This window comes from Rhizorhabdus sp. P4_G5 (assembly GCF_056401065.1).
This window is the reverse complement of the sequence record NZ_JBFUKB010000005.1, coordinates 317196-340578: the sequence shown is the minus strand read 5'-3', so window position 1 is coordinate 340578 and position 23383 is coordinate 317196. Positions and strand designations below refer to the sequence as shown.

Here is a 23383-nt window from a genome sequence, read left to right as displayed (position 1 = left end):
TCTCCTTGTGTTATGAAACATAGCATCAACTGGACATGCGTGCAAGCCACAGTCGCAATCACTCAGCCGGACACGCGCCTGCTCAATGACCATCCGGTTGGTAGTGCGCGACAATTGGCGAGATTCGGGATCATGGCGTGCAGGCTCAGACCTAAGAAATGGTCGCACCGATGCCTACGGGGCGCCTATCTGGCAGATCATGCTGGCCGTCGACCAGCTCGCGATCGACGTAAATACACGGTGATCGATACGATCATGACTCGCGATGCATGATTAAACGCGTGATCGTCGAAGCGCAGTGAGCGAATTAAGCAGATCGAGTTGCGACTGCGCCTTGAGCGAGCCGAACATTTCAACATCGTTGGCGCGCATCATCGCTTCGATCATATTGGCGGACTGCCGCCCCGCCTCGGTTGTCGACAAGCCAACCAGGCGCCCATTGGGGTTAGAGCGAAGCACCAAACCGCGATTATCCAGTGTCGCAATAATAGGTGCCATGTTCGCGCGCTTCACGCCAAGGCTGCGGCCAATGGCGCTTTGCGAAATGCCCGGGTTATGGTCGATCATCACTAGGACGGACGCTTCGGTGACCGTGAGATGCGTCGTGGACAGGCGATCGGCAAGTACGGCCATCACCAATGTTGAGGCGCGGCGGAGCTGGTATCCAATATGGCCCTCTAATGGGTTGATCAAATCGCTATCGGTTTTCAGTTCAGTGGCCATAGCCGGGAGGCTACAAAATAGCGTCAGTCATCGCAAATAGGTTTCACGGCAATAGCTGCCGAAGCAGATTAAGCATCGACAGGTTTGTTATCCGCTTTGAAAGCCCCGGATGTACGCGCGATTTCCGCTGTCGCTGCGCAATGTCGACGACCCACGGTTCGAGCGCATCGCCACCACGAGGCGGGTCACCTCCGGTGAAGAGTTGAAGCAGCGGAACGGGGTTTGCGGGCGCGAGGCATGGCCCTACCCTATCCCACGCCGGCAACGTCACCAGCGGTGCATTTGGCCTGACAATGCCCTTTAGCCCAGTGACAGGTGCCTGCAGATAAGTGCCATCAGCATCGCATCGATGTCCGAGACAATATCAGCGAGGCCGGCATCGTGTCCGAGGCTGGCCGCCAGACTGGTGTGCCCGACCTGAAGCATCAGGTGTCCCAGATCTCGCGCGGTGGCGGGCGGCAGCGCAGAGTCGATCGTACTGAGCCAGGCGGCAAGGCATTGCGTGATGCGTTCGTTGTGCTCGCAATAAATCTCGGCGAGCGCGGCCGAGTCGCCCATGGCGTCAACCGCCGGAAGTAGGTCAGCTCGCTCCAGATAGATGCCACGGAGCTTCTCGTGGAATTCGTGCAAGGTCGATTCGACCTCCGCCCGCCTCCTTGGCCGCGAATTAGTGGCAAACAAGCTCATGGCATCCTGAACATCCGCGAGCCAGTCCTGCACAAGATGGAGAAGGATCGCCTCCTTATTCGGGAAATACTGATAGAGCGAACCCACGGACATGCCCGCAACCCGCGCAATCGCTATGGTTGTCAGCTTGGCGGAGCTCTGTTCGTGCAATAACTCGCGGGCTGCCGCGAGGATCCGCGCAACCATCTCGCGCGAGCGCGCCTGCGTCGGTCGGCGGCGCGATTCGATCGCCTTGCGCGTCGTCGCTTTGGTGTCATCGTGCATGCGAGCCTTCTAGTGAAAAAATAACGCTTGACGACCCCCACATAACGCGAATAATTGTTCGCATTATGTGGGGGTCGTTACTTGTCACGCCGTGACTCGCGGTCATGCAGGTGAGTTGCATTTGATAATCTGTTCCATTGCATCTGAAGGATAAGGCGCAATGATGGATAAGGCGAGATGCAATTTTCTGGGAATAAAAATACCAGAATCAGCAACTATATCTGCAATAATCGTTGCGGGATCATCGACCGTATTGATCGGCGAAATGCCGATATTCGCCGATATGTTCGTAAAGTACTTCAATATCTCCGTTGGACAAGCGGGGTGGACTCTATCGGCCGAGTTTATGGGTGTCGGCGTCGGAACCGCACTTGCGCTCTTCATCCTCCCCCGCGTCAGTTGGCCGCGCCTGGCACTTGCCGCCGCCCTGCTGTCGCTCGCGGCGAACCTGGCAAGTCCAGCCGCCACAGGCGTCGCGATGCTGATGATGCTTCGGGGGCTGTCCGGGCTCGGCGCGGGGCTGCTGTACTCAACCGCAATCGGAGCGGTTAGCAACGCCCGGCACCTAGGCCGCGCCTTTGGCGGCGTTGTCCTGGCCCAGAGCGTGTTTCCGGTTATCTATGCCGCAGGGCTGACTTGGACGGCGGGCAGGGTCGGTCTCGCGCCCGCGATTGCCTCTATGGCGCTGTGGTTCGCCCTTTGCGCCGCCCTTTCCTTGCGGAGGACCGCTCCGCACCGCGCGAGCAATCCCGCTGCCGGTGCAGCGCCGGCCGGCGGCAACTGCAGCGCCTTGCCCGCCGTCCTGTCGCTGATTGCTTTGATGTTGTTCATGACCAGCGTCTTCGCGTACTGGAGCTACGCCACGCGCCTGGGCATCGAACGGGGCCTCAATCCCGACATGGTCGCCAACAGCATCCCCCTGGGGTTGGTCGGCGGAGGTGTGTGTGCGGTCCTCGCCATGGTGTGCGGGGACCGGCCGGGCCGGCTGCCCATGGCGGCGCTAGCTTGTGCGATGCTGCTCGCGGGAGGCATCGCCGCCGCCCATGCCGGTAGCATTGCCATGTTCGAAGGCGGTCTTACGCTTTTCTGCGGGGGGTGGTCGCTCGGCGTCGCCTATTTCATGTCGATGACGGCCTTTTACGGCCGGGACACGACGATCTCCCGCTTTATTCCCGGCGCGCAGATCCTGTCGAGCTTCCTGGGCCCGGCACTTGCCGCCGGACTGATCGGCGACGGCAGTTCCGTCGCGGCGGCAGCCCATGCGGCGGAAGTGCTAGCCTGTGCCGCCTTGCTGCTGTGCGGCCTGGTCGCCGTGACGTCGGCCTCCTTCACGCCCGCCCCCCGTCCCGAGGATACCGTCGAGCCCACAATGAAATAGGCATCGGCGCGCCGGAGCCGCGACTGACCTAATTTGACAGGAGAACGAGATGTCGACCACGCTTGCGCGAACCCCGGCTTACAGGGCAGATCGGACCCGCGTTGGCCAGTTGAATCAGCGTGAATTGGAGCGCTTTTCGGCACGCACCGGAAGATCGAAGGAATTGCTGGGCCGCGCGCGCAAGGTCATGCCGGCGGGAACGCCGATGTCCTGGATGGCCGGCTATTACATGCATCCACAGATCTACGTTTCGGGCGGGGAAGGATCGCGGTTCTTCGACGCGGACGGCAACGCGTACGTCGACATGAACGTGGCGGACCTTTCGGCCACACTGGGCTATGGTATTCCGGCCGTCGAGAAGGCGATGGTTCGCCAGTTTCGCAACGGCGCGCATTACCTGTTGCCCACCGAAGATGCCGCAGCCTCCGCCGAATTGCTTGGGGACCTGATGGGGCTGCCGTTCTGGCAATTCACGCTGGCCGCGTCGGGCGCCAACACGGAGATCATGCGCATCGCCCGGCACATCACCGGGCGGCGAAAGCTGGTGGTCTTCGAAGGCAAGTACCACGGCCATATCGAGGAAACGCTCGTCAAGATCGATGGCGACCGCGTGGTGCCGGAATACCAGGGCCTTTCCGGACGCCGGGCGGAAGACACCATCATTCTGCCGTTCAACGACCTTGATGCCCTCGCGGCCGCGCTGGAATCCCGCGAGGTCGCGCTGGTCCTCACCGAACCGGCCCTCACCAACTGCAGCCTGGTGCTGCCCGATCCTGGCTATCTGGAAGGCCTGCGGCGGATTACGGCGGAAACCGGCACGATGCTGTGCATCGATGAATCGCACACCTTTTCCTTCGCTTATGGCGGCCTGACCCGGCTCTGGGGACTTGAGTCCGACTTCATCACGCTCGGAAAGGGGTTCGGATCGGGCCTCGCCTTCGCCGCCTACGGCATGACGGCGGCGATCGGCGAACACGTCGAGAAGCATCTCGACATCTTGCACCGCAAGCCCGGTATCGGTCTTGGCGGCACGCTGTACGGCAATGCGCTGTCGATGGCCTGCGCGCGCGCCGTGCTGGAACATGTGCTGACAGAGGAAGCATTCGCTCGGATATCCGAACTTGGGGCACACATGGCTGATGGCATCGATGCGATTTGCGGCGATCTGGACCTGCCGTGCCGCGCGTTCCGGATCGGGCCGCGCTCCGGCCTTTGCCTGACGCCCGAACTGCCGCGCAACTATGCCGAAGCGCGTCTCTCGATGGACCTCGACATGCTGGATGCCCGCCGCGTTTTCATGGCGAACCGGGGGTACTGGGACTGCATCGTCAGCGCGGGTCCGCAAGCGTCCTTTTCGCATAACAAAGATGAAATTGACGGATACGTGCAGCTCATGCGTGAATTTTTGACAGAACTGCAAACCTGAAAAGAGATAAAATATAATGTGTTAATATTGATTTTGTTCTCCTCTTACGGGACAGGGATTGACATGATCATAACAAAACCATCAACGAATTCAGGCACGGATAAGGGTCTTTTCCGGATGTTGCTTCTGGCGACTGCGGCAGCAAGTGCATTCGTCGGACAATCGCGCGTTGATGCGCAAGCATTGACGCCCGCTCCCGACAGCCAGGCCGCGAACGGCGCCGGCGCCGAGGGCGGGGAAATCGTCGTGACGGCACAGAAGCGCGCAGAAAACGTCCAGAACGTGCCCATCGCGATGCAGGTCTTCAGCGGCCAGGCGCTGGCGCAGCGCAGCATCCTCACGATCGATCAAATCGGCAGCTCGGTCAGCAATACGCAGGTCTTTGAAAGCAAGGGTGCTAGCCAACCCAACTGGACCATCCGCGGCGTGGCTCTGTTCGATTACAACATCAATAATAACCCATCGACGGCAGTCTATGTCGATGATGTCTACCAGCCCTCGCTGGTCATGGGCGCCGCGGGTATCTTCGACTTGAAGCGGGTTGAAGTGCTGAAGGGGCCGCAGAGCGGTCTCTATGGACGCAACGCACTGGGCGGGGCGGTGCAGATCATCGGCAACGTACCCAACGATGGGGATCGCGACGGATACATCACCGCCAACTACGGCAGTTGGAACCGCTACCGGATCGAAGGCGGGCAGACTGTCTCATTGGGCGGCGGCGCCGCGTTACGCCTGGCCGCTTTCCATGACGGCAGCTTTGGCGATGGGTGGCAAACGAGCCTCGCGGACAACAGCAAATGGGGCAATCCGGATCGCACCGCGGCGCGCGCGGTCTTTCATGCCGACCCGGGCAATGGTCTGGATGTCCAACTCAAGCTGCAATATATGCGCGACAAGTCGGAAACGCCGTTGGTCAGCGCCAACGGAGCTTATGATCTGTCGTCGAGCACGCTAGGCGGCTTGGTGTTCTGCCCGGGAGTGCTGGCGGGAAGGCTTGATAACTCGTCCTGCGGAACGCTGTCCCAGGTCATCGATCCGGGTTCGCTGTCTCCGGCCAGCCAATCGAAGGACGGGCGCACCGTGACCTCGCAGCCGATCGACCGGCTGGATAACGAGGAGTGGGGGGGCACCTTACGCGTCTCCTATGATTTCGGGCCTGCGAAGCTCACGTCGATCACCAGCTTTGACCATTTCGATTTCGGCTTTACCTATGATTACGATGCATCGGAACTCAATCTGGGCGGCTGGATGGAAGCAGCCGAGCTGGAGAGCATCGGCCAGGAAATCCGCCTGGAATCCGACAGTAGCAAACCGCTCCGCTGGATTGCCGGACTGCAGTATTCGCACGTCGATATCAGGGACCGGAAGCTGTTCGACTGGTCGGACAATGCATATGTTCAGGCCGGGTTCTCGTTCATTCCGCTGGCGCCCCAGGACGCGTTTCTGAACGTTTCCTACCGACAAACCACCGAATATCTGGGGCTCTATGGACAGTTCGACTATGACCTGACCCCGCGACTGACCTTGACCGGATCGCTGCGCTATTCTGACGAGAAGACCAATTATCGCGACGGCCAGGACGGGTTCGCCACAATCGGGTTTCCGCTGCTGGAAAACCTGTCCAGCACCTACCGGCTGGGCGACCACCTGACCGGGAAGGCCACGCTCACCTGGAAGCCGACCTCCGGCAAGATGCTCTACGCAACCGTATCGCGCGGGTACAAGTCGGGCGGAGTCTTCGGGGGCTTCCCCCAAACCACGGAAGACGTGACCCCGTACAAGGAAGAGATCATCTGGGCTTACGAAGGCGGGTTCAAGTCAGCTTGGTTCGATCGCAAGCTGCAGGTGAATGGGGCCGTGTTCTATTATGACCACAAGGACATCCAGGCCTTCACCACGCTACCCAGCACGCTCACGCCCGGACAGTTCGTCTTCCGCCTGGCCAATGTCGGCAACGGATACCACCTGGGCGCGGAACTGGACGCCACGCTGCGCCCGGTGCGCGGATTAAGCGTCGGCGGATCGGTCGGGTATCTGAAGGCCAAGGTCAACAAGAGCAATGTTCTGTTCTTCACCTTCGATCAACAGGCGATCCCGTGGACAGGCCTGCCGATCGACTATGCGCCGACCTGGAGCGCGACAGCCAATGCGTCCTACGAATTCGGCCTGACGGACGATCTCGATGCCAACATCGACGCGGATTACAACTATCGTTCGGCCCTTGTTCGCCCCCTTACGCCGGTGGACCAGGCCCTGCGCGGCATCGCGGGTTATGGTGTTGCCAACGCGCAGGTCTCGGTCACTTCGAACAGCCTGGGCGCGACCCTGGGGCTGTGGGTCAAGAACCTGTTCGATAAGGCCTATGTGATTGACAAGAACGGCGACGGCCTGGGAAGTTACTATCAGATCTACGGCGAGCCGCGCAGCTTCGGCGTTTCGCTATCCAAACGGTGGTAAGCGGCAGGCGGCTTTCCCCGCGTGCGCTTTCTGCCGCGGGAGAGGCCTGATTGCCGAACACGGAGCGGTGGGATGGGACGGCGGTGCGCCGCACGTCCCCCTCCGCACCGCTCCTCCCCATGCCTGGCGGTCGCATCATGCTGCACGCCCCCTGGAGTAAACGAATGCCAGTCAAGACCCCCGATGAAGTGGTGCTGTTTCGCGGCGACGACCAGATCGAAACGTTCCGCAACATGGCGCGCATCTTCCCCACGCGCAGGGTCAGCGCACCGTCCGTTGCGCGGCCGATCCCGGTCGGCCCGACGCGGATTTCCCTGCCCGAACGTTTCGTGTACGAAGGCACCCCGCGCGACACCGCCGCATTCCTCGACAAGGTCGCCACCACCGGCATGCTGGTGGTGCATCGGGGGCAGGCAGTGTTCGAAGGCTACTGGAACGGCACGACCGCCTCGACGCAGACCATGTCGTTCTCGGTCGTCAAATCGTTCGTAGCGACGCTCGTCGCCTGCGCCCTGCGCGACCGGCTGGTCGCCTCGCTTGAAGATTCCGTCGATCGCTATGTCCCGGCACTGGCCGGGTCGGGCTATGGCGGGGTTTCGATCCGCGACGTGTTGCAGATGTCCTCCGGGGTGCGTTGGAACGAGGATTATTCCGATCCCGATTCCGATGTCTCGCGCTTCGACAATGCCTTTCGCGGCGACGGATCCTTTGACGCGGTCGCCCGTTCGCTCCTCCGCAACCACGCGCCGGGCACGTATAACTGCTACAACAGCTGCGACACCCATGTGCTCGGGATGGTCCTGCGGGCCGCCACGGGGATGCAGCTGTCGCAGTATCTGGAGCAGGAGCTTTGGCATCCGCTGGGCATGGAAGACGATGCGTTCTGGATCCTCGATTCGCAGGGCATGGAATTTGCCGCGGCCGGGCTCAACGCGACGCTGCGCGACTATGCCAAGCTGGGCCTGCTCTATGCCAACGGGGGCGTAATCGGCGGGCAGCAGTTGTTGCCCGAAGGCTGGATCGAGGGCTGCAGCACGGCGATGGCTCCGCATCTCGTGCCGGGCAAGCGCACCAATGCGTCGTCGCCGCTGGGCTATGGATACCAGTGGTGGCTGCCCGACGACCGCGGCCCCTACACCGCGATTGGCGTCTACAATCAGTTCATCTGGATCGATCCGCAGCGAGACGTGATCATAGCCAAGACCTCGGCTAATCCGCTTTACGGCATCGACATGGCCCAGAGCGAAGCCGAGGAAATCGAGCATTTCGCCTTGTTCAACGAGATTGCCGCGTCGATCGCCTGACGGGCAAACGATCAGCCGCTGCAATGGCGCGGAAAAAACAAACTGGAAGAGGATGAGTCATGAACGCCTTGGCAGAAAACCCCAATGTTCAAACTCCCGCTGCTCCGTTCGCGGCTAGGTACGACAACTTTATCGGTGGCAAATGGGTCGCACCGAAGAATGGGCGCTATTTCGAGAACGTCTCGCCGATTACTGGCCGGATCGTTGGCGAGATTGCCCGCTCTCAGGCGGTGGACATTGAGGCGGCGCTCGATGCGGCGCATCAGGCGCAGGAGGCATGGGCACGGACACCGCCTGCGGAACGCTCCCGGATCCTGCTGCGCATTGCCGATCGCATGGAAGCGAATCTGGAAACGCTCGCGAGGGCCGAGACCTGGGACAACGGCAAGCCGATCCGGGAGTCGATGGCGGCCGATATCCCGCTCGCTATCGACCATTTCCGCTACTTCGCGGGCGTGATCCGGGCGCAGGAAGGTTCGATCAGCGAGATCGATCACGATACCGTCGCCTACCACTTTCACGAGCCGCTGGGTGTCGTAGGTCAGATCATTCCCTGGAACTTTCCGCTGCTCATGGCTGCCTGGAAGCTCGCCCCGGCTCTGGTTGCGGGCAACTGTGTCGTCCTCAAGCCGGCAGAACAGACGCCTGCCTCCATCATGGTATGGATCGATCTGGTGGGAGATCTGCTGCCGCCCGGCGTCCTGAACATCGTCAACGGCTTTGGATTGGAGGCCGGCCAGCCGCTGGCGTCGTCAAGCCGGATCGCGAAAGTGGCCTTCACCGGCGAGACGACGACCGGCCGCCTCATCATGCAATATGCCAGCGCGAACCTCATCCCGGTGACGCTCGAACTCGGCGGGAAGTCTCCCAACATCTTCTTTTCCGATGTCCTCGCGGAGGATGACGATTTCCTCGACAAGGCCGTCGAAGGCTTCGTCATGTTCGCGCTGAACCAGGGAGAGGTCTGCACCGCGCCCAGCCGCGCTCTCGTCTCCGAGAAGATCTATGACCGGTTCATGGAGCGGGCGTTGCAACGCGTCGCGGCGATCCGGCAGGGCAATCCGCTCGATCCCGCAACAATGATCGGCGCACAGGCATCGCAGGAACAACGCGATAAGATCCTGTCCTATATCGACATCGGCAAGCAGGAAGGCGCCGATCTCCTCATCGGCGGGTGCGTTGCGGATTTTGGCGGGGATCTGGCTGGAGGCTACTACGTGAAGCCGACGGTGTTCAGGGGCCATAACAAAATGCGGATCTTTCAGGAGGAGATTTTTGGCCCCGTGCTCGCTGTCACCACCTTCAAGGACGAAAGCGAAGCGCTGGAGATCGCCAACGATACGCCATACGGCCTCGGGGCGGGAATCTGGAGCCGCGACGTCAATACCTGCTACCGGTTCGGCCGAGCGATCAAGGCCGGGCGGGTCTGGACGAATTGCTATCATGCCTACCCCGCCCACGCGGCTTTCGGTGGCTACAAAAGCTCCGGCATCGGGCGCGAGACGCACAAGATGATGCTGGATCACTACCAGCAGACCAAGAACATGCTTGTCAGTTACAGTCCCAAGAAGCTCGGCTTCTTCTAGCACTGCTTTGGCAGATTGTGGTTTGGAGTGTTGCTGGGACGGCGTCCGCAGTACGGGCATGGTTTCGCAAAACGCTTTGGAATGTCGATAGTCGACTCGGTGGGGGCAGATCAGCGGGGATTTGCTTCCTAGCAAAAAACTGCTTCAAGCTCTTGCGGTATCGACCACCGGCGGAGACGGGCATGATGACTCTCGAGGAGATTTCCGATCGCATGGAAATTCAGCAGTTGATGATCGACTACAGCACCGCGATCGACGCCAAGCGGTTCGACGATCTCGACCACGTTTTCCTGCCGGACGCGTTCATAGACTATTCGGCGCTGGGCGGCGCGAAGGGCTGCTATCCGCAGATCAAGGAATATCTGAAGACCAGCCTCGGATGCTTTCCGAACTATTATCACATGATCTCGAATGCCGACATCAAGCTGGACGGCGACAGCGCGACCAGCCGCACCGTCTGCTTCAATCCGATGGAGATCGAACTGGCCGACGGCACGCGCCAGGTGATGTTCCTGGGGCTCTGGTATGTCGATCGGCATGTCCGCACGCAGCACGGCTGGCGCATCGCCGAGCGGAGCGAGATCGCCTGCTATGACCATAATGTGCCGGGGCGGCTGCTGGATATCGCCAAGGCGGACTGACGCAGTCCGGAGGCGTCCGGCTATGGCGACGGGACACGGCCCGCTAGTCTAGTGAGGACCGCGCAGGGGCGAGCCAGTTTCCTTCCCCTCAGCCAAGGCGCCCTTTCCCGGATTGGGCCGACGACGGCTTCAGCGGATGCAGCATTGCGCCATGGACGACTTCCACGCATTCGGCCGCGAGATGTTTTGCGATCTCCGCACCCATTGCGGTCGTCGATCCGGCCACGAATGCGCGCCGTCCAGCAATTCCAAGATCCATGTCGCCTACCTCATGCCGACGGGCTCCAATTCAGCCGTTGCGCCGTTCAGCGCCACGGCAGCGGCAACGGGACGCTCGCATCGGGGAAGCGCAGGCTGCAGTAGCGATGGTTGATCCGCCAGCCATCCGGAGTCCTCACCAGACGATCGCGGTATATGCCGGACGTCGCCCGGCCATCGGGCGTGACGATGATCAGCTTCGTATCGCAGGTCGCGCCATTGGCGCCGTCGGCTTCGATGACCGCGTTCGTAACGTGGTGGCCCCACGGGTGGACGGATCCGGCCCACATGTCGATGAGCGCCTGCAGTCCGTCGAGCATCGGGCCCCCGAACGAGGTGATGTCGAACTGGACATCGGCCGTGAAAACTTCCCCGAGCCGTTCCCACTGCCCGTCGATCTGCGAGCATTCGTCCATGATATGACCATAGCGGCCCATCAGGTTGCAGATTTCGATGTAATCCTTGCTCTCCATCTCGACCTCTCGCTCGCCTTGGTTCAATCAGTTCGACCCTTCGGCCTTCGCGCCAGAACCGAATTTCGCGAACCGATGCCGTGCGAGCCGGGTCGGCGTGGGCACTTCCTCCGGGAGTGTCGGGATCGACTGGCTCCGCCGGGCGACTTCTTCCGTCAGGCGCGTCATGAAGGTCTGCCTGAGATCCTCGGTAGGACTTAGCACCAACTTGGGGTCCATCATGCTCGGCAACTGCGGAAGTGCACGCTCGACCTTGAACCAGACGTTATCGCCTTCAACGTCCAGATCGCCGACAAAACACTCCAGCCCGATGTAGGACAGGTGCGCCTTGCCCTGCAGGCTCCAAGGCGTCCAACGCGGCAGCCGCAGCTTGAAACGATCACCGACGAGTTCGCAGCTGCGCAGCCGAATGGGTAGCGGATAGCCGTCGTCGTCGCACAGGGTAAGATGGGGAAGCACCCCACGCCCAAGACCATCCTGAGCGATCTCCTGCCATGGGCGCTGGGGCCAGCTTGGGGCGGCAGATGGCTTTCCGACAGGAGCCGGATCGGATTGCGGGAAGACAAATCCGTCCGGAGCTATCCAGACGTTCGGTGCTTCATCCATAGCGGCTGGATTGTCCCACCACATGATGAGTTGGGGAGTGACCTCGACAATGACGCGGGTCCAGTACCACACCGCCTTGCGCGCCTCTCTCCACGACAAGCCGTAACTGATGCCTTCGAATCCGGTCTCCGAAATGTATCGGCGCGCATTGTTCGCCAGGTCGGCATCGCGGACCGCTGCCCTGCCCCGAATCGAGACCACCGGCTCATTGGCACCGCCTTCCAGCAGCAGTCCTACCCGTGGGTTGCGGCGCGCCCGTTCCGCCTTGGCCGGATATGCCAGGCCGGTCGCCAATGCCAGGACCCCGAGGTCATCGCTTGGGAACACATAAGTCGGGGTGTTGATCGGAACGGCAGCAGCGCTGACTGTCGCATATTCGGTAAACGGTGCGCCTTCGATCACGCGGATAACGTTTTCGGGCAGAGATTGAATCGGGGTCATCATCTATTCTCCGGTAGCGCCGGGTTTGCGTTTCGCGTCTCGACCCGCAGACGATGAAGCTCGACGCTTCTGAACCGCCAATGGCCCTCGATGCGCGTATAACATTCGTGATAGTGGCCGAAACCATGCACTATCAGGCCCGGTGCCGCCGAACCAGAGGCGGTCTTCCATAGGCCAGATGCCGCTCGCCTCGTCCGCCGAGACCATCTCCAATTCGGGGTGAAGCCGTGATGCACCGAAACGACATCGTTCATCGCCCGGGACACGCCATCCCGCACGCCGACCGCTCCATCGAACGAAATTCCCGGCAAGTCATCGATCGGCCGCCCGTCGCATCTGCGGCGAACAACGACGCGAAGAGGTTCCAGTCCTTTGTGTCCACGTAGCGGAAGTACCGTGCCTTGAGATCGAGCAAGGCATTTCGATCTTCTGCATTCAAGCGCAGCCTGTCTTCCACATTCTGCCTTCCACATTCTCTCCGTTCCAACCGGCGCCTGGCGCCTGGCAGTTTCGCACAGGACGATAAGGGGGGCGATGCGCCCTGTCCTAGTTCACATGGACGATGCGACTATACCCGGCTGACGTATCGATCCAGCCAGAGTGCTTAAGGAGAGAAAGCCGTGGATTCTGCACGACCGATACCCGAGGGGAAATACTTTCAGACCCCGAGTGGTTATTCGATCCACTATCACGAGGCTGGCGTGCGCTCATCAGACAGGCCGAGCATTCTCTTTCTGCACGGTAGCGGCCCCGGCGCGAGCGGGTATAGCAACTTCAAGCTAAACTACCCGGCTTTCGCGGATGCGGGCCATCACTGCCTGGTGATCGACTATCCCGGCTACGGCTATTCATCCAAGCCGACCGATATCGATTATTCGACCGAATTCTATGTTCAGCAACTGCACGAACTCGTGACAGGGCTTGGCATCACGCAGGTCGTGCCCGTTGGCAACTCGCTCGGCGGGCTGCTCGCCACCGCCTATACCCTGGCCTATCCGGGCCTCGTTTCTCGCCTGATCCTCATGGCGCCCGGAGGCCTCGCTGATGGCAGCACTTATATCCCCTTCCAGGTCGGCCTCCATGCCATGTTCACATGGGTAACCGAACGGCCAACCGATCTTCCGACCTTCCGCAAGCTCCTGAGCTATCTGGTCAGCAGCCCCGCCTCGCTGTCCGAGGATGCCGTGCAGGAGCGCTTCGGCATTGCTCTGAGCCAGCCGAGCGAAGTCTGGACGCGAATGCGCACTGGCAACCATGCCGATCGCATTGCCGAAATTGCCTGCCCGATCCTGTGCTTCTGGGGTGCCAAGGACAAGTTCATCCCGCAAAGCCATGGCCTAGTACTGACCGAACGGGCCAAGGATGCCCGGCTGGTGATCGCCAGCAATTGCGGCCATTGGTACATGATCGAACAAAAGGATGACTTCAACGCCCAGTGCATCAAATTTCTCGGGGAAACGGCAGCATGAACCAGCACGAAGGCAAAGTTGCGATCCTGACGGGCGCGGGCACCGGCATCGGTCGCGCGACTGCGCAGGTTCTTGTGGCCAATGGCGTCCGGGTGGTTGCGGTCGGCCGTACGCGCGACACGCTCGAAGAACTGCAGGGCGAACTCGGGGCAACACTGGTTGCACCGCACGTGGCCGACGTGACAGCAGACGAGACTCCCGCAGCTTCGGTCGCGCTCGCGATCGAGCAGTTCGGCCGGCTCGATTACCTTGTTAACAATGCTGGCAAGGGCAAGCCCTTCCCCGTCCATGAGTCGACGGACGAGATCCTCGACGACTATCTCGACGTGCTGCTGCGAGCACCATTCCGCTATTGCCGGGAAGCACTGACGGCGATGAAGGCAGGTTCGGCGATCGTCAACGTGACCTCGACATACTCGATCCTGGGCGGTTTGCGCGGCGGAGCCTATTCGGCAGCCAAGGCCGGACTCAATGGCCTGACACTGCACATGGCTGCACAATATGGGCCCGAGGGCATCCGCACCAACGCCGTTGCTCCGGGCGTGACTGAAACCCCGATGACCCGGTACAACTGGGAAAACGAAGTCTTCAAGCGCATGAATTTCGAGATGACGCCGATGAACCGGACGTGCACCGCACAGGACATCGCCGAAGCCATCTGGTTCCTCCTGTCCGACCAGGCAGGCTTCATCAACGGGCAGGTGCTGGCCGTTGATGGCGGCTGGACAACAACCAAGTATCTCAGCGAAGAAGCTCGCCTTGTCGAGCGGGTGAAGCCATGACGACCACCGCCTCCGAGGTGGAGCGACGTGTTGTGGATGGCTGGTCCGTGCGCCACGATGCGCGCCGGGCCGAACATGCGCGCAAGGGCGGCTGGTGGCTCGATACCACGATCGGCGAGGCAGCCGCACAATTGGCCGCGGAGGAGCCTGCTCGCGTCCTGCTGATTGACGGCGAAGTTCGGCTGACGGCGGCGGATGTATATGCTTCGGCCAGTCGCCTCGCCGACGCCCTGCGTCAACGAGGCATCGGCAAGGGCGACGTTGTCTCCTTCATGCTGCCCAATTGGCACGAGGCCTGTGTGGTCTATCTTGCAACCGCGCTCGTCGGTGCGGTCAGCCACCCGCTGGTGACCAACTTCCGCAGCGCGGAACTGCTGTTCATGCTGGCGGACTGCAAGAGCCGCGCGATCTTCGTCCCTGCCAGCTTCCGCGGCACTGATTACGGAAAAATGATGTCCGACGTGTGCGGGCAGATGGCTTCGCCGCCTGTGGTCGTCGTGCTGCGCGGGCCTGCCGGTCCTCACCTTGGCTATGACGCACTGCTGGCCGAAGGTGGAGACGATGCCGGTTTCGACCCGGTCGATCCCGACGCGGTTCGGATGATCCTATATACGTCGGGGACGACCGGGCGGCCGAAGGGCGTGGTCCACACGCACAACACGATCAATGCCGATATCGTCCAGATCCACCGTCACTGGAACCGGGGGCAGGATGCCCGATACCTGGTCGCCTCGCCGGTCAGCCACATCGGCGGTTCGCTCTACGCGTTTGAACTGCCACTGCTCTACCGGACGAGCGCGGTGTTGATGGAACAGTGGGACGGCGAGGCCGCAGCCGCGCTGATCGAACACGAAGGCTGCACCCACATGGCCGGGGCAACGCCTTTCCTCCAGCATTTGCTCGACGCCTGCCGCAAGTCGGATCGCCGCCTGCCGAGCCTCAGGATCTTCATCTGCGGGGGCGCATCGGTCCCGCCATCGCTGATCCGCGAAGCGAGCGACTGGTTCGAGAACTGCATCGCCACCCGCGTCTATGGATCGACCGAAGTGCCCACCATCACGGTCGGGTCGGTAGAACCCGGCGACAGCGACCATGCAGCCTTCACGGATGGCAGGGTCGGCGTCGGAACGATTGCGATCGAGAGCCCCGACGCCGAGGGCAACGGCGAGCTCCTCGCCTGGGCGCCGCAGATGCTCGTCGGCTATTACAACCCCGAGGACGAAGTCGGCGCATTCGACGAACGCGGGTTTTTCCGCATGGGCGATCTCGGCCGCATCGTGGATGAGGAGTATGTCGTCATCACCGGGCGGCAGAAGGACATCATCATCCGCAACGGGGAAAACATCAGCCCCAAGGAAATCGAGGATCTCCTGATCCTGCATCCCGAGGTGACCGAAGTGTCCGTGGTTGGCCTGCCGAGCCCGCGCACCGGCGAACTGGCCTGCGCCTTCGTCGTTCCGGCCGCGAACGCGGATCCTACGGTGAAGGACTTCGCGGTGTTTCTCGAAGGCCACGGCGTTGCCAAGCTGAAATATCCGGAGCGCGTGGTAATCCGCAGCGATTTCCCCCGTAATGCCACGGGCAAGGTGCTCAAACATCAATTGCGCGAGGAAATCCTCGCTGAAGACGAACAGGGGGGAGCCGCGTGAAGCGCTACACTGTCGCCGTTATACCTGGAGACGGTATCGGCAAGGAAGTGATGCCGGAAGGAATTCGCGTCTTGACCAAAGCGGCCGAGATCTTCGGCTTCGCCCTGGACTGGAAACACTTCGACTGGAGCTGCGAAACCTATCACGCGACCGGCGCCATGATGCCCGAGGACGGCATCGCGCAGCTTTCACAGCATGACGCGATCTATCTGGGCGCGGTGGGCTATCCCGGCGTTCCCGACCATATCTCCTTATGGGGTCTGCTGATCCCGATCCGGCGCGAATTTGACCAGTATGTGAACCTGCGGCCCGTCCGCTTGCTGCCGGGGATCGACTGCCCGCTCAAGAACAAGAAGCCGGGTGATGTCGACTTCTGGGTGGTGCGGGAGAACACCGAGGGCGAATATTCGCGCCTTGGCGGACGTAGCGGCAGCGGCGAGAATGAATCGGTCATCCAGACGGCGCTGTTCACGCGGCGCGGTACGGATCGCATCCTGCGCTATGCGTTCGAGCTCGCTCGGAAACTCGGCCGGCCGCACGTCTCGTCGGCGACGAAGTCGAACGGCCTGTTCTACTCGATGCCGTTCTGGGATGAATGCTTCGATGCCATGGCGACGCAGTATCCGGATGTTCGCACCGACAGCCATCACATCGACATCATGGCAGCCCGCTTCGTGATGAAGCCCGAACAGTTCGACGTCGTCGTCGGCTCCAACCTGTTCGGCGACATCCTGTCCGACCTCGGGCCGGGCTGCACCGGAACCATCGCGGTCGCACCTTCGGCCAACCTCAACCCCGAACGGCGTCACCCTTCGATGTTCGAGCCCGTCCACGGTTCGGCACCGGACATCGCCGGGCGCGGTATCGCCAATCCGATCGGCCAGATCTGGGCCGGCGCGATGATGCTCGATCATCTGGGCGAAGGCGAGGCTGGCGCAGCCATCCTCAAGGCCGTGGGCGATGCACTTGTCGCCGGGCAGTGTCTCACGCCGGATCTCGGCGGAAGCGGGTCGACCACGGCGATGGGCAAGGCGATTGCTGAGGCGATCCCAGCCCGGGGATGACGCGGCATTCGCAGCGCGACCTGGAGAGGACTGGAATGACGGTAAAGCTGGTTGCATTTCTGAAAAAGCGAAGCGATCTCCCGCGGGCCGAATTCGTAGCATGGTACGAAGCCAATCATGTGCCGCTGATCCGGGAAGTGACACCCGGTCTTGTGGATTACCGCCGCAATTTCTTGCCCGAGACGATTGCAGACGTCGATGTGATCACCGAACTGACCTACGCCAGTCAGGCAGCGTTCGACCACGCCATGAGCCTGGCTTCCCATCCGTCGGTTTCCGATCGGATCAATGCGGACCAGAGCTATTTGTTCGACCCGGCGGGCATAAGAATTGTGGTGGTCGACGAACGCACCGCCTAGGCCTCGCGCTCGTCCGATTGAGGTATGCCGCCGCCATCGCAGGGGCATAGTCACTAACCAAGAGTATGGATTGAAGGGAAAACTGCAATGTCATCCGCAACAGTGAATGTGATGGCTTCGAGCGAAATCCCCACAACGAAGGAACTTGTCGCCCGCACACGCGAGTTGATCCCGCTTATGCGCGAACGCGCGCCGACCGACGAGGTCAACCGGCGCGTCGATCCCGATACCGTGCGGCGGATGAACGAAGCAGGCCTTTTCCGGGTACTCCAACCCAAGCGCTGGGGCGGCTACGAGCTTGGCCAGCGGGCCTTCGCCGAAGTGCAAATGGCCCTTGCCGAAGGCGACATGTCGGTCGCCTGGATCTATGGCGTGATCGGCCTGCACAACCTGCACATGGGCCTTCTCGACGATCGAGCCTCTCAGGACGTGTGGGGCGAGGATACCTCGATTCTGATTGCCTCGCCCTACATGCCGGGCGGCATAGCCAAGACCGTGGACGGCGGCTTCGAGATGTCCGGACGCTGGTCTTACTCCAGTGGTTGCGACCATTGCGACTGGACGTTCCTCGGCGGGTTCGTGGACGGCGATCCGGCCGACTACCGCGCCTTCCTGCTCCCGCGTTCAGACGCGAAGATCGTCGATACATGGCATACCACCGGTCTTGCCGCGACGGGGAGCCAGGATATCGTCGTAGAGAACGCGTTCATTCCCGATTATCGCTCGCACAAGCTCAGCGACGGCCATTACGGCACCAGCCCTGGCATCAAGTGGAACGACGGCCCGCTGTTCCGCATGCCGTTCATGCTCGTCTTCATGCGCGGCATCACGTCGGGCCAGATCGGTGCGCTGCGGCACATGACCGAACTTTTCAAGGAATATGCCAAGGGCAAGCTCTTCATGGGCAGCAAAGTCTCAAAGGATCCGGATGCCCAGTTGGCCGTTGCCGCCGCCGAGGCCGGCATCGACGAGATGAGGAAGTCCATGTTCGCCAACTTTGAAATCATGAGCGAATATGCCGAGCGTGGTGAAATGCCGCCGATCGAGATGCGCCACATGATGCGCTTCCAGAGCGCGAGCGTTGCCGAACGCTGCGTCAAGCTGGCCGAGGGCATGCTGACCTGCGCGGGCGGCGGCGGCGTCTACGATCGTTCGAACCTCGGCCGCATCTACCGCAACATGTTGACTGGTCGCCAGCATGCTGCTGCTCAGTTCCGCAATTACGGCCGCATCTACGGCGATCTGCTTATGGGCGGTGAAGTCAACGACATCCTGCTCTGACATCAACGCTGCACGCTGCAGCATCAACAGCCCGGCGATCCCAAGTGAGGATCGCCGGGCTGTTCGTTCCAAGCCTGCCGTCGTGGCGCTCAGGCGTCGGCGATTTCCAGATCGGCGACCTTCACGGACTGCTGCGCACCGCGGACCAGCCGCCCCGGCAAGGCACCCGTGGCAGCTCCGCTGCGATAGGTGACGACGCCGCTCACGATCGTGGCAACATATCCTTCCGAGATCTGGGCAAGTCGCTTGCCCCCCGCCGGAAGGCTCCGCTCGATCACAGGTCGATGCAGCACAATCCGATCCGGGTCGATCAGGTTGAGGTCAGCCTTGTATCCTGCTGCAATGCGGCCCCTATCAAACAGGCCCACCGAAGCCGCCGGCTGGCTGGTCAATGACTTGATGATCGTTGCGAGATCGAGACCTTCCTTCCCCAGGCGATTAGCCAGAAGATAGGAGGGATAGGCACCATCGCATATCATCGCGTAGTGGGCGCCACCATCACCCAAGGCAACGACCATGCCGTCCTCGCCGATCAGCTCGGCTGTCTTGGCGATGGTTTCGTTCGCCTCGGTGCCATATGCGCAGATGATCGCGCGGCCATCATCCTCCAGCAAGGCGTCGTAGATCACATCGCGAAGGTCGCGCCCGGTTCGCGCCGCCTCGGCCTGCAGGCTATCCTCCGAAGCAAAATCATAATCTGCCGGCTGCTGCACACGATAGAGATGCAGGGGCATGGTTACGAGCCCGACGAAGGAGGGATTGGGATCGTCGGGCTGCTCGGAAAGCAGACGCTCCCGGAACGCGGGATCGCGCATGATCGCCACCTTCTCCTCGAGAGGCAGATCGGCGATAGGGCGATAGCTGGGATGGAGACAAAAGGGGTGGAAACTAAGGTCCAGGCCGAACAGCACGCCCATCGACCGCGGCAGGAACTGGCCATGGACTTTCAATCCCCGTTCGCGAGCGCCGCGGATGAAATCGATGTATTTCTGCCAATTGCCAGGCTTCATCGGCGTGTTGATCAGGCTGAAGTTGAGCGGACTCCCCGATTCTGCGAGAATTGCATCGAATAGGTCGATCTCGCTTTCAGCCTCGCCATCGATGTCGGGGATCATCTGGAACACGCCCTTCCCCGCGTCCTTCAATGCGGCGGCGAGAGCCAGGAACTCCTGCCTTTCCGACTTCACGCTGGGCGCCAGCTTGCCCGACCGGAAGCGATGGAACAGGTTGCGCGAAGTCGATACCCCAAGCGCGCCTGCGTTGATCGCCTCGGTCACCAGCTTGCGCATTTGCTCGAGGTCCGCGTCGGTCGGCGGCTCAAGGTCCGTCCCACGCTGCCCCATCACGAAGACGCGGAGCGGTGAATGGGGGATCTGGGCCGCGAAGTCTACGTCGCTTTCGCGCGACGCGATAGCATCAAGATAATCGGGGAAAGTGGTCCAATTGAATGGTACGCCCTTCGCCATGACGACTTCGGGAATGTCCTCGACTCCTTCCATCAGTCGTATCATCAGGTCTTCGTCACCGTCGCGGCACGGCGCAAAGCCAACGCCGCAATTGCCCATGACGACCGTGGTGACACCGTGGTTCGATGACGGAACCATGCGATTTTCCCAGGTTATCTGCCCATCATAATGTGTGTGGACGTCGACGAAGCCCGGGGTCACGCTCAGCCCTGTCGCATCGATCTCCTCGTCGGCAGTGCCTTCGACAGTGCCGAGTGCAACAATGATGCCATCGCGAATACCGATGTCGGCACGAAACGGTGGCCTGCCGGTGCCATCGACGATGGTTCCTCCACGAACCGCGAGTTGATAAGTGGTTGCCACTGCCATTCTCCCAAACCATGTCTCACACAAAGGTGGATCATGTTAAATAGTGCCTGCTATCTTACACCGAGCCTACGGCACCTTGCAAGCGAAAGTCGCTCGAGCGGACCATGGGCATGACAAGTGCCCCCCGCGCCCGACGCAGTTCAACCGAGATCAGGGACCTGATCACCGTCGCCGCGCGCACCGAATTCGCACTTTCCGGCATCGGCGGCGCCACTACTCGCGCCATCGCGAAAAAGGCGGGCGTGGCTGAGCACCTGATCTTCGGCAACTTCGGTTCAAAGGCAAACCTGTTCGAGGAGGCCGTCATCCAGCCCTTCACGAAGGACTTCTCGGCATTTCTGCAGAGCCTCGACACGGACGAGGCCGGCCTCGACGGTCGAAACCAGATCGTGGTTTACAAGCTCTATCGCTTTCTGAAGAACAACGCATCGTTTCTCCACGCGYTGGTGAAATCGAGCGGCGAAGCCGAGGGGGGTCTTGCACATGCTCTGGACGAATATTTCGCGCTGTCCGAAAAGCGTCTGCGCCTGTTCCATAAGGATCCAAGATCCGGCGCGGACGTGGAGCCGCGGCTTTTCGTGCGTTACGCGTTCGGCATGGTCGCTTCGGCGGTCCTGCTCGACGCATGGTTTTTCCCCGACGGTCCAGTAGATGACGAGACAGCGGCGTCAGCGCTCGCAAGGATCGCCTTGAAGGCGATGCAGCCGATCGATGTCTCTTCGGACGATTACCCGCCGCGTCGCGACAAATAGGGTCCTCGACGGTGTCGATAGCGACGCGAGCGAGGAGTGGATCGTGAACATTGCTGAACTTGGGTATCTTCTGGTCGGCGCGCCGGATGTCGAGGCGTGGCGGCACTATGCCGAGCGCGTCCTCGGCACGATGACTTCGGACGGGGATAACGGGATTCTCTATCTCAAGATCGATCCACGCGCCTTCCGGATCGCCGTTCTTCCCGGCCACGCCAATGGCTTGCTCGCGAGCGGATGGCTGGTGAACACGCCCGCCGAATTTGCAGCGGCAAGGCAGGAACTGCTCGACGTGGGGGTTGACGTGGCCGATGGCGACGAAGGCGGTGCGCGCCTGCGCCATGTGCAGGCTTATTTCACTTTCCGCGATCCGGAAGGACACAGCCATGAGGTGGCATGGGGCCCGATCTCGGATTTCAAGCCATTCACGTCCCCGATCGGCGTCTCCAGCTTCATAACCGAGGGGATGGGTGTAGGCCATGTGGTGCTCACTGCCACCAACGATTTCAAGGCGGAGGCCGAGTTCTGGCTGAAGCACGGCTTCGGCCTGTCCGATATTCTCAATGTGCCTACCCCTGCCGGCAACGCGCAGGTCCATTTCTTCCACTGTCGCAACCCGCGCCAGCACAGCCTCGCGCTGGGCGAGTTGCCCATTCCGGGAGGCTGCATTCATATCATGCTCGAGGTTGCGACGCTGGATGACGTCGGCCGCTGCCTCGATCGGGTCGAGGAGCATGGCGTGAAGCTGACGGCCACGCTGGGCCGTCATGTGAACGACAACATGACATCGTTCTACATGCTGACCCCCGGTGGATTCTCGCTGGAATACGGCACCGGCGGTAAGAAGATGAACTGGGAAGAGAACGTGGTGTTCGAGACCACCCGCGGCAGCGACTGGGGTCACAGATTCCTGTCCTGAAGCGCCATTTCCGGCTGCGGAGATGCTGCCGGCACGGGCCATCACGGGCCCGTGCCGCGGCGCAATCACCGGGGCACGGGTAGCTTCCGGTCCCGCCCTCCCCCAAAAAGCGCCTCAAACCTCGAGATATTCCGCTACCTGCTGCTCCGACAAGGTCCACAGACGCTGCGCCGAAGCCTCATCAAGCGCCGCCGACGAAGGTTCAACGCGCGCCCGTTCACAGAAATAGCCGCCTGACGGGTTTCCTCGGCGATCGTCGAGCGCAAGCCAGATCACCGTGTCAGCGCCCTGCTGCGAGGTAAGCGCGTGGCCCTCCTCCTCAGCCTTGGCATAGTAGCTCCTGACATGCTCACCGCCCTTGTTCGCGAAGTCCGACGCCACAAGTCCTGGATGGACGGCACTGGCGACAAGGCCAGATTCCGCGCTCCGCCTGGCCAGCTCCCGCGTGAACAGCACATTGGCCAGCTTGCTCTGGCAATAGGCCGTAAGGGGGGAAAACGAGTCCTGGCCCTGCAGATCTTCCCAGACCATGTCCGGAATCATGGTGTGGCCGATCGATGAAAGCGTGATCACCTGCGCACCGGCCCTTTCGCTCAAACGCGGCAGCAGTTGCTGCGTCATCAGGAATGGCGCGAGATGGTTGACCTGCCAGGTCATCTCGAAGCCGTCGCCGCTCATCAGCCGGCGGTCGAGCTGGTTTCCAGCATTGTTGACCAACACGTCTATCCGATCGGTAAGCTCAAGGATCCTCCGCGAAGCCCCTGCGACCTGCCGCAGTGAAGCGAAGTCTGCGTTGACCCAATCCATGCGGGCTTCGGGCACCAGCGAAAGGATTCGCGCGCTGCTGCCCGCGATCCGCTCGTCATTTCGGCCAAGCGCGATCACGCGCATACCTGCGCCCGCAAGTGCCAAGGCAGTCTCGAAACCTACGCCAGAGGTCGCTCCGGTAACGATGGCGACCATTTCGTTATGGTTGGTCATATGTGATCCTCCTGTGACAATGATGGCTGGGTGCCTCGACATCGCATTCGA

The 23383-nt window shown here is 61.4% G+C and carries 21 protein-coding genes; 14 read left to right on the top strand and 7 right to left on the bottom strand.

Going from position 1 to position 23383, the window contains the following annotated elements; translation table 11 throughout:
* Nucleotides 1-273: 273 nt before the first annotated feature.
* Nucleotides 274-723, bottom strand: a complete 450-nt coding sequence (locus tag AC1DQK_RS11425) for a MarR family winged helix-turn-helix transcriptional regulator (protein WP_477870508.1) — start codon at nucleotides 721-723, stop codon at nucleotides 274-276.
* Between the two features lie 300 nt (nucleotides 724-1023).
* Complete coding sequence (locus AC1DQK_RS11420; protein WP_477870506.1) at nucleotides 1024-1674, bottom strand: TetR/AcrR family transcriptional regulator; 651 nt, start codon at nucleotides 1672-1674, stop codon at nucleotides 1024-1026.
* Nucleotides 1675-1834: 160 nt separating this feature from the next.
* On the opposite strand from AC1DQK_RS11420, the gene AC1DQK_RS11415 reads away from it, so the two are divergent.
* From AC1DQK_RS11415 to AC1DQK_RS11390, 6 genes are all read left to right on the top strand, one after another.
* On the top strand, nucleotides 1835-3052 hold the full coding sequence (locus AC1DQK_RS11415) for an MFS transporter (RefSeq protein ID WP_477870504.1): 1218 nt from the start codon (nucleotides 1835-1837) through the stop codon (nucleotides 3050-3052).
* 49 nt (nucleotides 3053-3101) lie between these two features.
* Nucleotides 3102-4478, top strand: coding sequence for an aminotransferase class III-fold pyridoxal phosphate-dependent enzyme (locus AC1DQK_RS11410; RefSeq protein WP_477870502.1), 1377 nt, complete (start codon nucleotides 3102-3104; stop codon nucleotides 4476-4478).
* A gap of 117 nt (nucleotides 4479-4595) precedes the next feature.
* Nucleotides 4596-6935: a TonB-dependent receptor gene (locus tag AC1DQK_RS11405; RefSeq protein ID WP_477870500.1), complete on the top strand. Its 2340-nt coding sequence runs from the start codon at nucleotides 4596-4598 to the stop codon at nucleotides 6933-6935.
* Nucleotides 6936-7099: 164 nt separating this feature from the next.
* Entirely contained in the window at nucleotides 7100-8239 is a 1140-nt protein-coding gene (locus AC1DQK_RS11400; RefSeq protein WP_477870498.1) for a serine hydrolase domain-containing protein, read from the top strand.
* A 59-nt stretch (nucleotides 8240-8298) separates the two neighbouring features.
* Entirely contained in the window at nucleotides 8299-9825 is a 1527-nt protein-coding gene (adh, locus tag AC1DQK_RS11395; RefSeq protein WP_477870496.1) for an aldehyde dehydrogenase, read from the top strand.
* 182 nt (nucleotides 9826-10007) lie between these two features.
* Nucleotides 10008-10466: a nuclear transport factor 2 family protein gene (locus AC1DQK_RS11390; protein ID WP_477870494.1), complete on the top strand. Its 459-nt coding sequence runs from the start codon at nucleotides 10008-10010 to the stop codon at nucleotides 10464-10466.
* Between the two features lie 305 nt (nucleotides 10467-10771).
* Here the strand turns inward: AC1DQK_RS11390 and AC1DQK_RS11385 are convergent, their stop codons facing one another.
* The 3 genes from AC1DQK_RS11385 to AC1DQK_RS11375 all read right to left on the bottom strand — a co-directional run bounded on the left by AC1DQK_RS11385 (nucleotide 10772) and on the right by AC1DQK_RS11375 (nucleotide 12701).
* Complete coding sequence (locus AC1DQK_RS11385; RefSeq protein ID WP_477870492.1) at nucleotides 10772-11197, bottom strand: nuclear transport factor 2 family protein; 426 nt, start codon at nucleotides 11195-11197, stop codon at nucleotides 10772-10774.
* A gap of 27 nt (nucleotides 11198-11224) precedes the next feature.
* Entirely contained in the window at nucleotides 11225-12247 is a 1023-nt protein-coding gene (locus AC1DQK_RS11380; RefSeq protein ID WP_477870490.1) for a pyridoxamine 5'-phosphate oxidase family protein, read from the bottom strand.
* Nucleotides 12248-12494: 247 nt separating this feature from the next.
* Nucleotides 12495-12701: a nuclear transport factor 2 family protein gene (locus tag AC1DQK_RS11375; protein WP_477870488.1), complete on the bottom strand. Its 207-nt coding sequence runs from the start codon at nucleotides 12699-12701 to the stop codon at nucleotides 12495-12497.
* A gap of 163 nt (nucleotides 12702-12864) precedes the next feature.
* On the opposite strand from AC1DQK_RS11375, the gene AC1DQK_RS11370 reads away from it, so the two are divergent.
* From AC1DQK_RS11370 to AC1DQK_RS11345, 6 genes are all read left to right on the top strand, one after another.
* The gene (locus AC1DQK_RS11370; RefSeq protein WP_477870486.1) at nucleotides 12865-13713 is read left to right on the top strand and encodes an alpha/beta fold hydrolase; all 849 of its coding nucleotides are present in this window, start codon (nucleotides 12865-12867) and stop codon (nucleotides 13711-13713) included.
* Entirely contained in the window at nucleotides 13710-14495 is a 786-nt protein-coding gene (locus AC1DQK_RS11365; RefSeq protein WP_477870484.1) for an SDR family NAD(P)-dependent oxidoreductase, read from the top strand. Before AC1DQK_RS11370 ends, AC1DQK_RS11365 begins: the two co-directional genes overlap by 4 nt.
* The gene (locus tag AC1DQK_RS11360; RefSeq protein ID WP_477870482.1) at nucleotides 14492-16144 is read left to right on the top strand and encodes an AMP-binding protein; all 1653 of its coding nucleotides are present in this window, start codon (nucleotides 14492-14494) and stop codon (nucleotides 16142-16144) included. Before AC1DQK_RS11365 ends, AC1DQK_RS11360 begins: the two co-directional genes overlap by 4 nt.
* The gene (locus tag AC1DQK_RS11355) at nucleotides 16141-17208 is read left to right on the top strand and encodes a tartrate dehydrogenase (RefSeq protein WP_477870479.1); all 1068 of its coding nucleotides are present in this window, start codon (nucleotides 16141-16143) and stop codon (nucleotides 17206-17208) included. Before AC1DQK_RS11360 ends, AC1DQK_RS11355 begins: the two co-directional genes overlap by 4 nt.
* Complete coding sequence (locus AC1DQK_RS11350) at nucleotides 17205-17567, top strand: EthD domain-containing protein (protein ID WP_477870477.1); 363 nt, start codon at nucleotides 17205-17207, stop codon at nucleotides 17565-17567. The genes AC1DQK_RS11355 and AC1DQK_RS11350 overlap by 4 nt, the downstream gene beginning before the upstream one ends.
* A gap of 87 nt (nucleotides 17568-17654) precedes the next feature.
* Nucleotides 17655-18848: an acyl-CoA dehydrogenase family protein gene (locus AC1DQK_RS11345; protein ID WP_477870475.1), complete on the top strand. Its 1194-nt coding sequence runs from the start codon at nucleotides 17655-17657 to the stop codon at nucleotides 18846-18848.
* Between the two features lie 89 nt (nucleotides 18849-18937).
* On the opposite strand, the gene AC1DQK_RS11340 is transcribed toward AC1DQK_RS11345, so the two are convergent.
* Nucleotides 18938-20677: an N-acyl-D-amino-acid deacylase family protein gene (locus AC1DQK_RS11340; protein WP_477870473.1), complete on the bottom strand. Its 1740-nt coding sequence runs from the start codon at nucleotides 20675-20677 to the stop codon at nucleotides 18938-18940.
* Between the two features lie 116 nt (nucleotides 20678-20793).
* Here AC1DQK_RS11340 and AC1DQK_RS11335 point away from each other — a divergent pair, with 116 nt between their 5' ends.
* Together AC1DQK_RS11335 and AC1DQK_RS11330 are read left to right on the top strand one after the other, a co-directional pair.
* Nucleotides 20794-21435 (top strand): TetR/AcrR family transcriptional regulator, encoded by a 642-nt coding sequence (locus AC1DQK_RS11335; protein WP_477870471.1) that lies wholly within the window; start codon nucleotides 20794-20796, stop codon nucleotides 21433-21435.
* 43 nt (nucleotides 21436-21478) lie between these two features.
* Complete coding sequence (locus AC1DQK_RS11330) at nucleotides 21479-22351, top strand: VOC family protein (RefSeq protein WP_477870469.1); 873 nt, start codon at nucleotides 21479-21481, stop codon at nucleotides 22349-22351.
* 114 nt (nucleotides 22352-22465) lie between these two features.
* Here AC1DQK_RS11330 and AC1DQK_RS11325 read toward each other — a convergent pair whose 3' ends face one another.
* Nucleotides 22466-23332, bottom strand: a complete 867-nt coding sequence (locus AC1DQK_RS11325; protein ID WP_477870468.1) for an SDR family oxidoreductase — start codon at nucleotides 23330-23332, stop codon at nucleotides 22466-22468.
* Nucleotides 23333-23383 lie beyond the last annotated feature (51 nt).

Bases quoted from the DNA above. Each gene is read 5' to 3' on its own strand.
- AC1DQK_RS11425 (WP_477870508.1), bottom strand. From the start codon at position 723: ATGGCCACTGAACTGAAAACCGATAGCGATTTGATCAACCCATTAGAG.
- AC1DQK_RS11420 (WP_477870506.1), bottom strand. From the start codon at position 1,674: ATGCACGATGACACCAAAGCGACGACGCGCAAGGCGATCGAATCGCGC.
- AC1DQK_RS11415 (WP_477870504.1), top strand. From the start codon at position 1,835: ATGATGGATAAGGCGAGATGCAATTTTCTGGGAATAAAAATACCAGAA.
- AC1DQK_RS11410 (WP_477870502.1), top strand. From the start codon at position 3,102: ATGTCGACCACGCTTGCGCGAACCCCGGCTTACAGGGCAGATCGGACC.
- AC1DQK_RS11405 (WP_477870500.1), top strand. From the start codon at position 4,596: ATGTTGCTTCTGGCGACTGCGGCAGCAAGTGCATTCGTCGGACAATCG.
- AC1DQK_RS11400 (WP_477870498.1), top strand. From the start codon at position 7,100: ATGCCAGTCAAGACCCCCGATGAAGTGGTGCTGTTTCGCGGCGACGAC.
- adh (WP_477870496.1), top strand. From the start codon at position 8,299: ATGAACGCCTTGGCAGAAAACCCCAATGTTCAAACTCCCGCTGCTCCG.
- AC1DQK_RS11390 (WP_477870494.1), top strand. From the start codon at position 10,008: ATGATGACTCTCGAGGAGATTTCCGATCGCATGGAAATTCAGCAGTTG.
- AC1DQK_RS11385 (WP_477870492.1), bottom strand. From the start codon at position 11,197: ATGGAGAGCAAGGATTACATCGAAATCTGCAACCTGATGGGCCGCTAT.
- AC1DQK_RS11380 (WP_477870490.1), bottom strand. From the start codon at position 12,247: ATGATGACCCCGATTCAATCTCTGCCCGAAAACGTTATCCGCGTGATC.
- AC1DQK_RS11365 (WP_477870484.1), top strand. From the start codon at position 13,710: ATGAACCAGCACGAAGGCAAAGTTGCGATCCTGACGGGCGCGGGCACC.
- AC1DQK_RS11360 (WP_477870482.1), top strand. From the start codon at position 14,492: ATGACGACCACCGCCTCCGAGGTGGAGCGACGTGTTGTGGATGGCTGG.
- AC1DQK_RS11350 (WP_477870477.1), top strand. From the start codon at position 17,205: ATGACGCGGCATTCGCAGCGCGACCTGGAGAGGACTGGAATGACGGTA.
- AC1DQK_RS11345 (WP_477870475.1), top strand. From the start codon at position 17,655: ATGTCATCCGCAACAGTGAATGTGATGGCTTCGAGCGAAATCCCCACA.
- AC1DQK_RS11325 (WP_477870468.1), bottom strand. From the start codon at position 23,332: ATGACCAACCATAACGAAATGGTCGCCATCGTTACCGGAGCGACCTCT.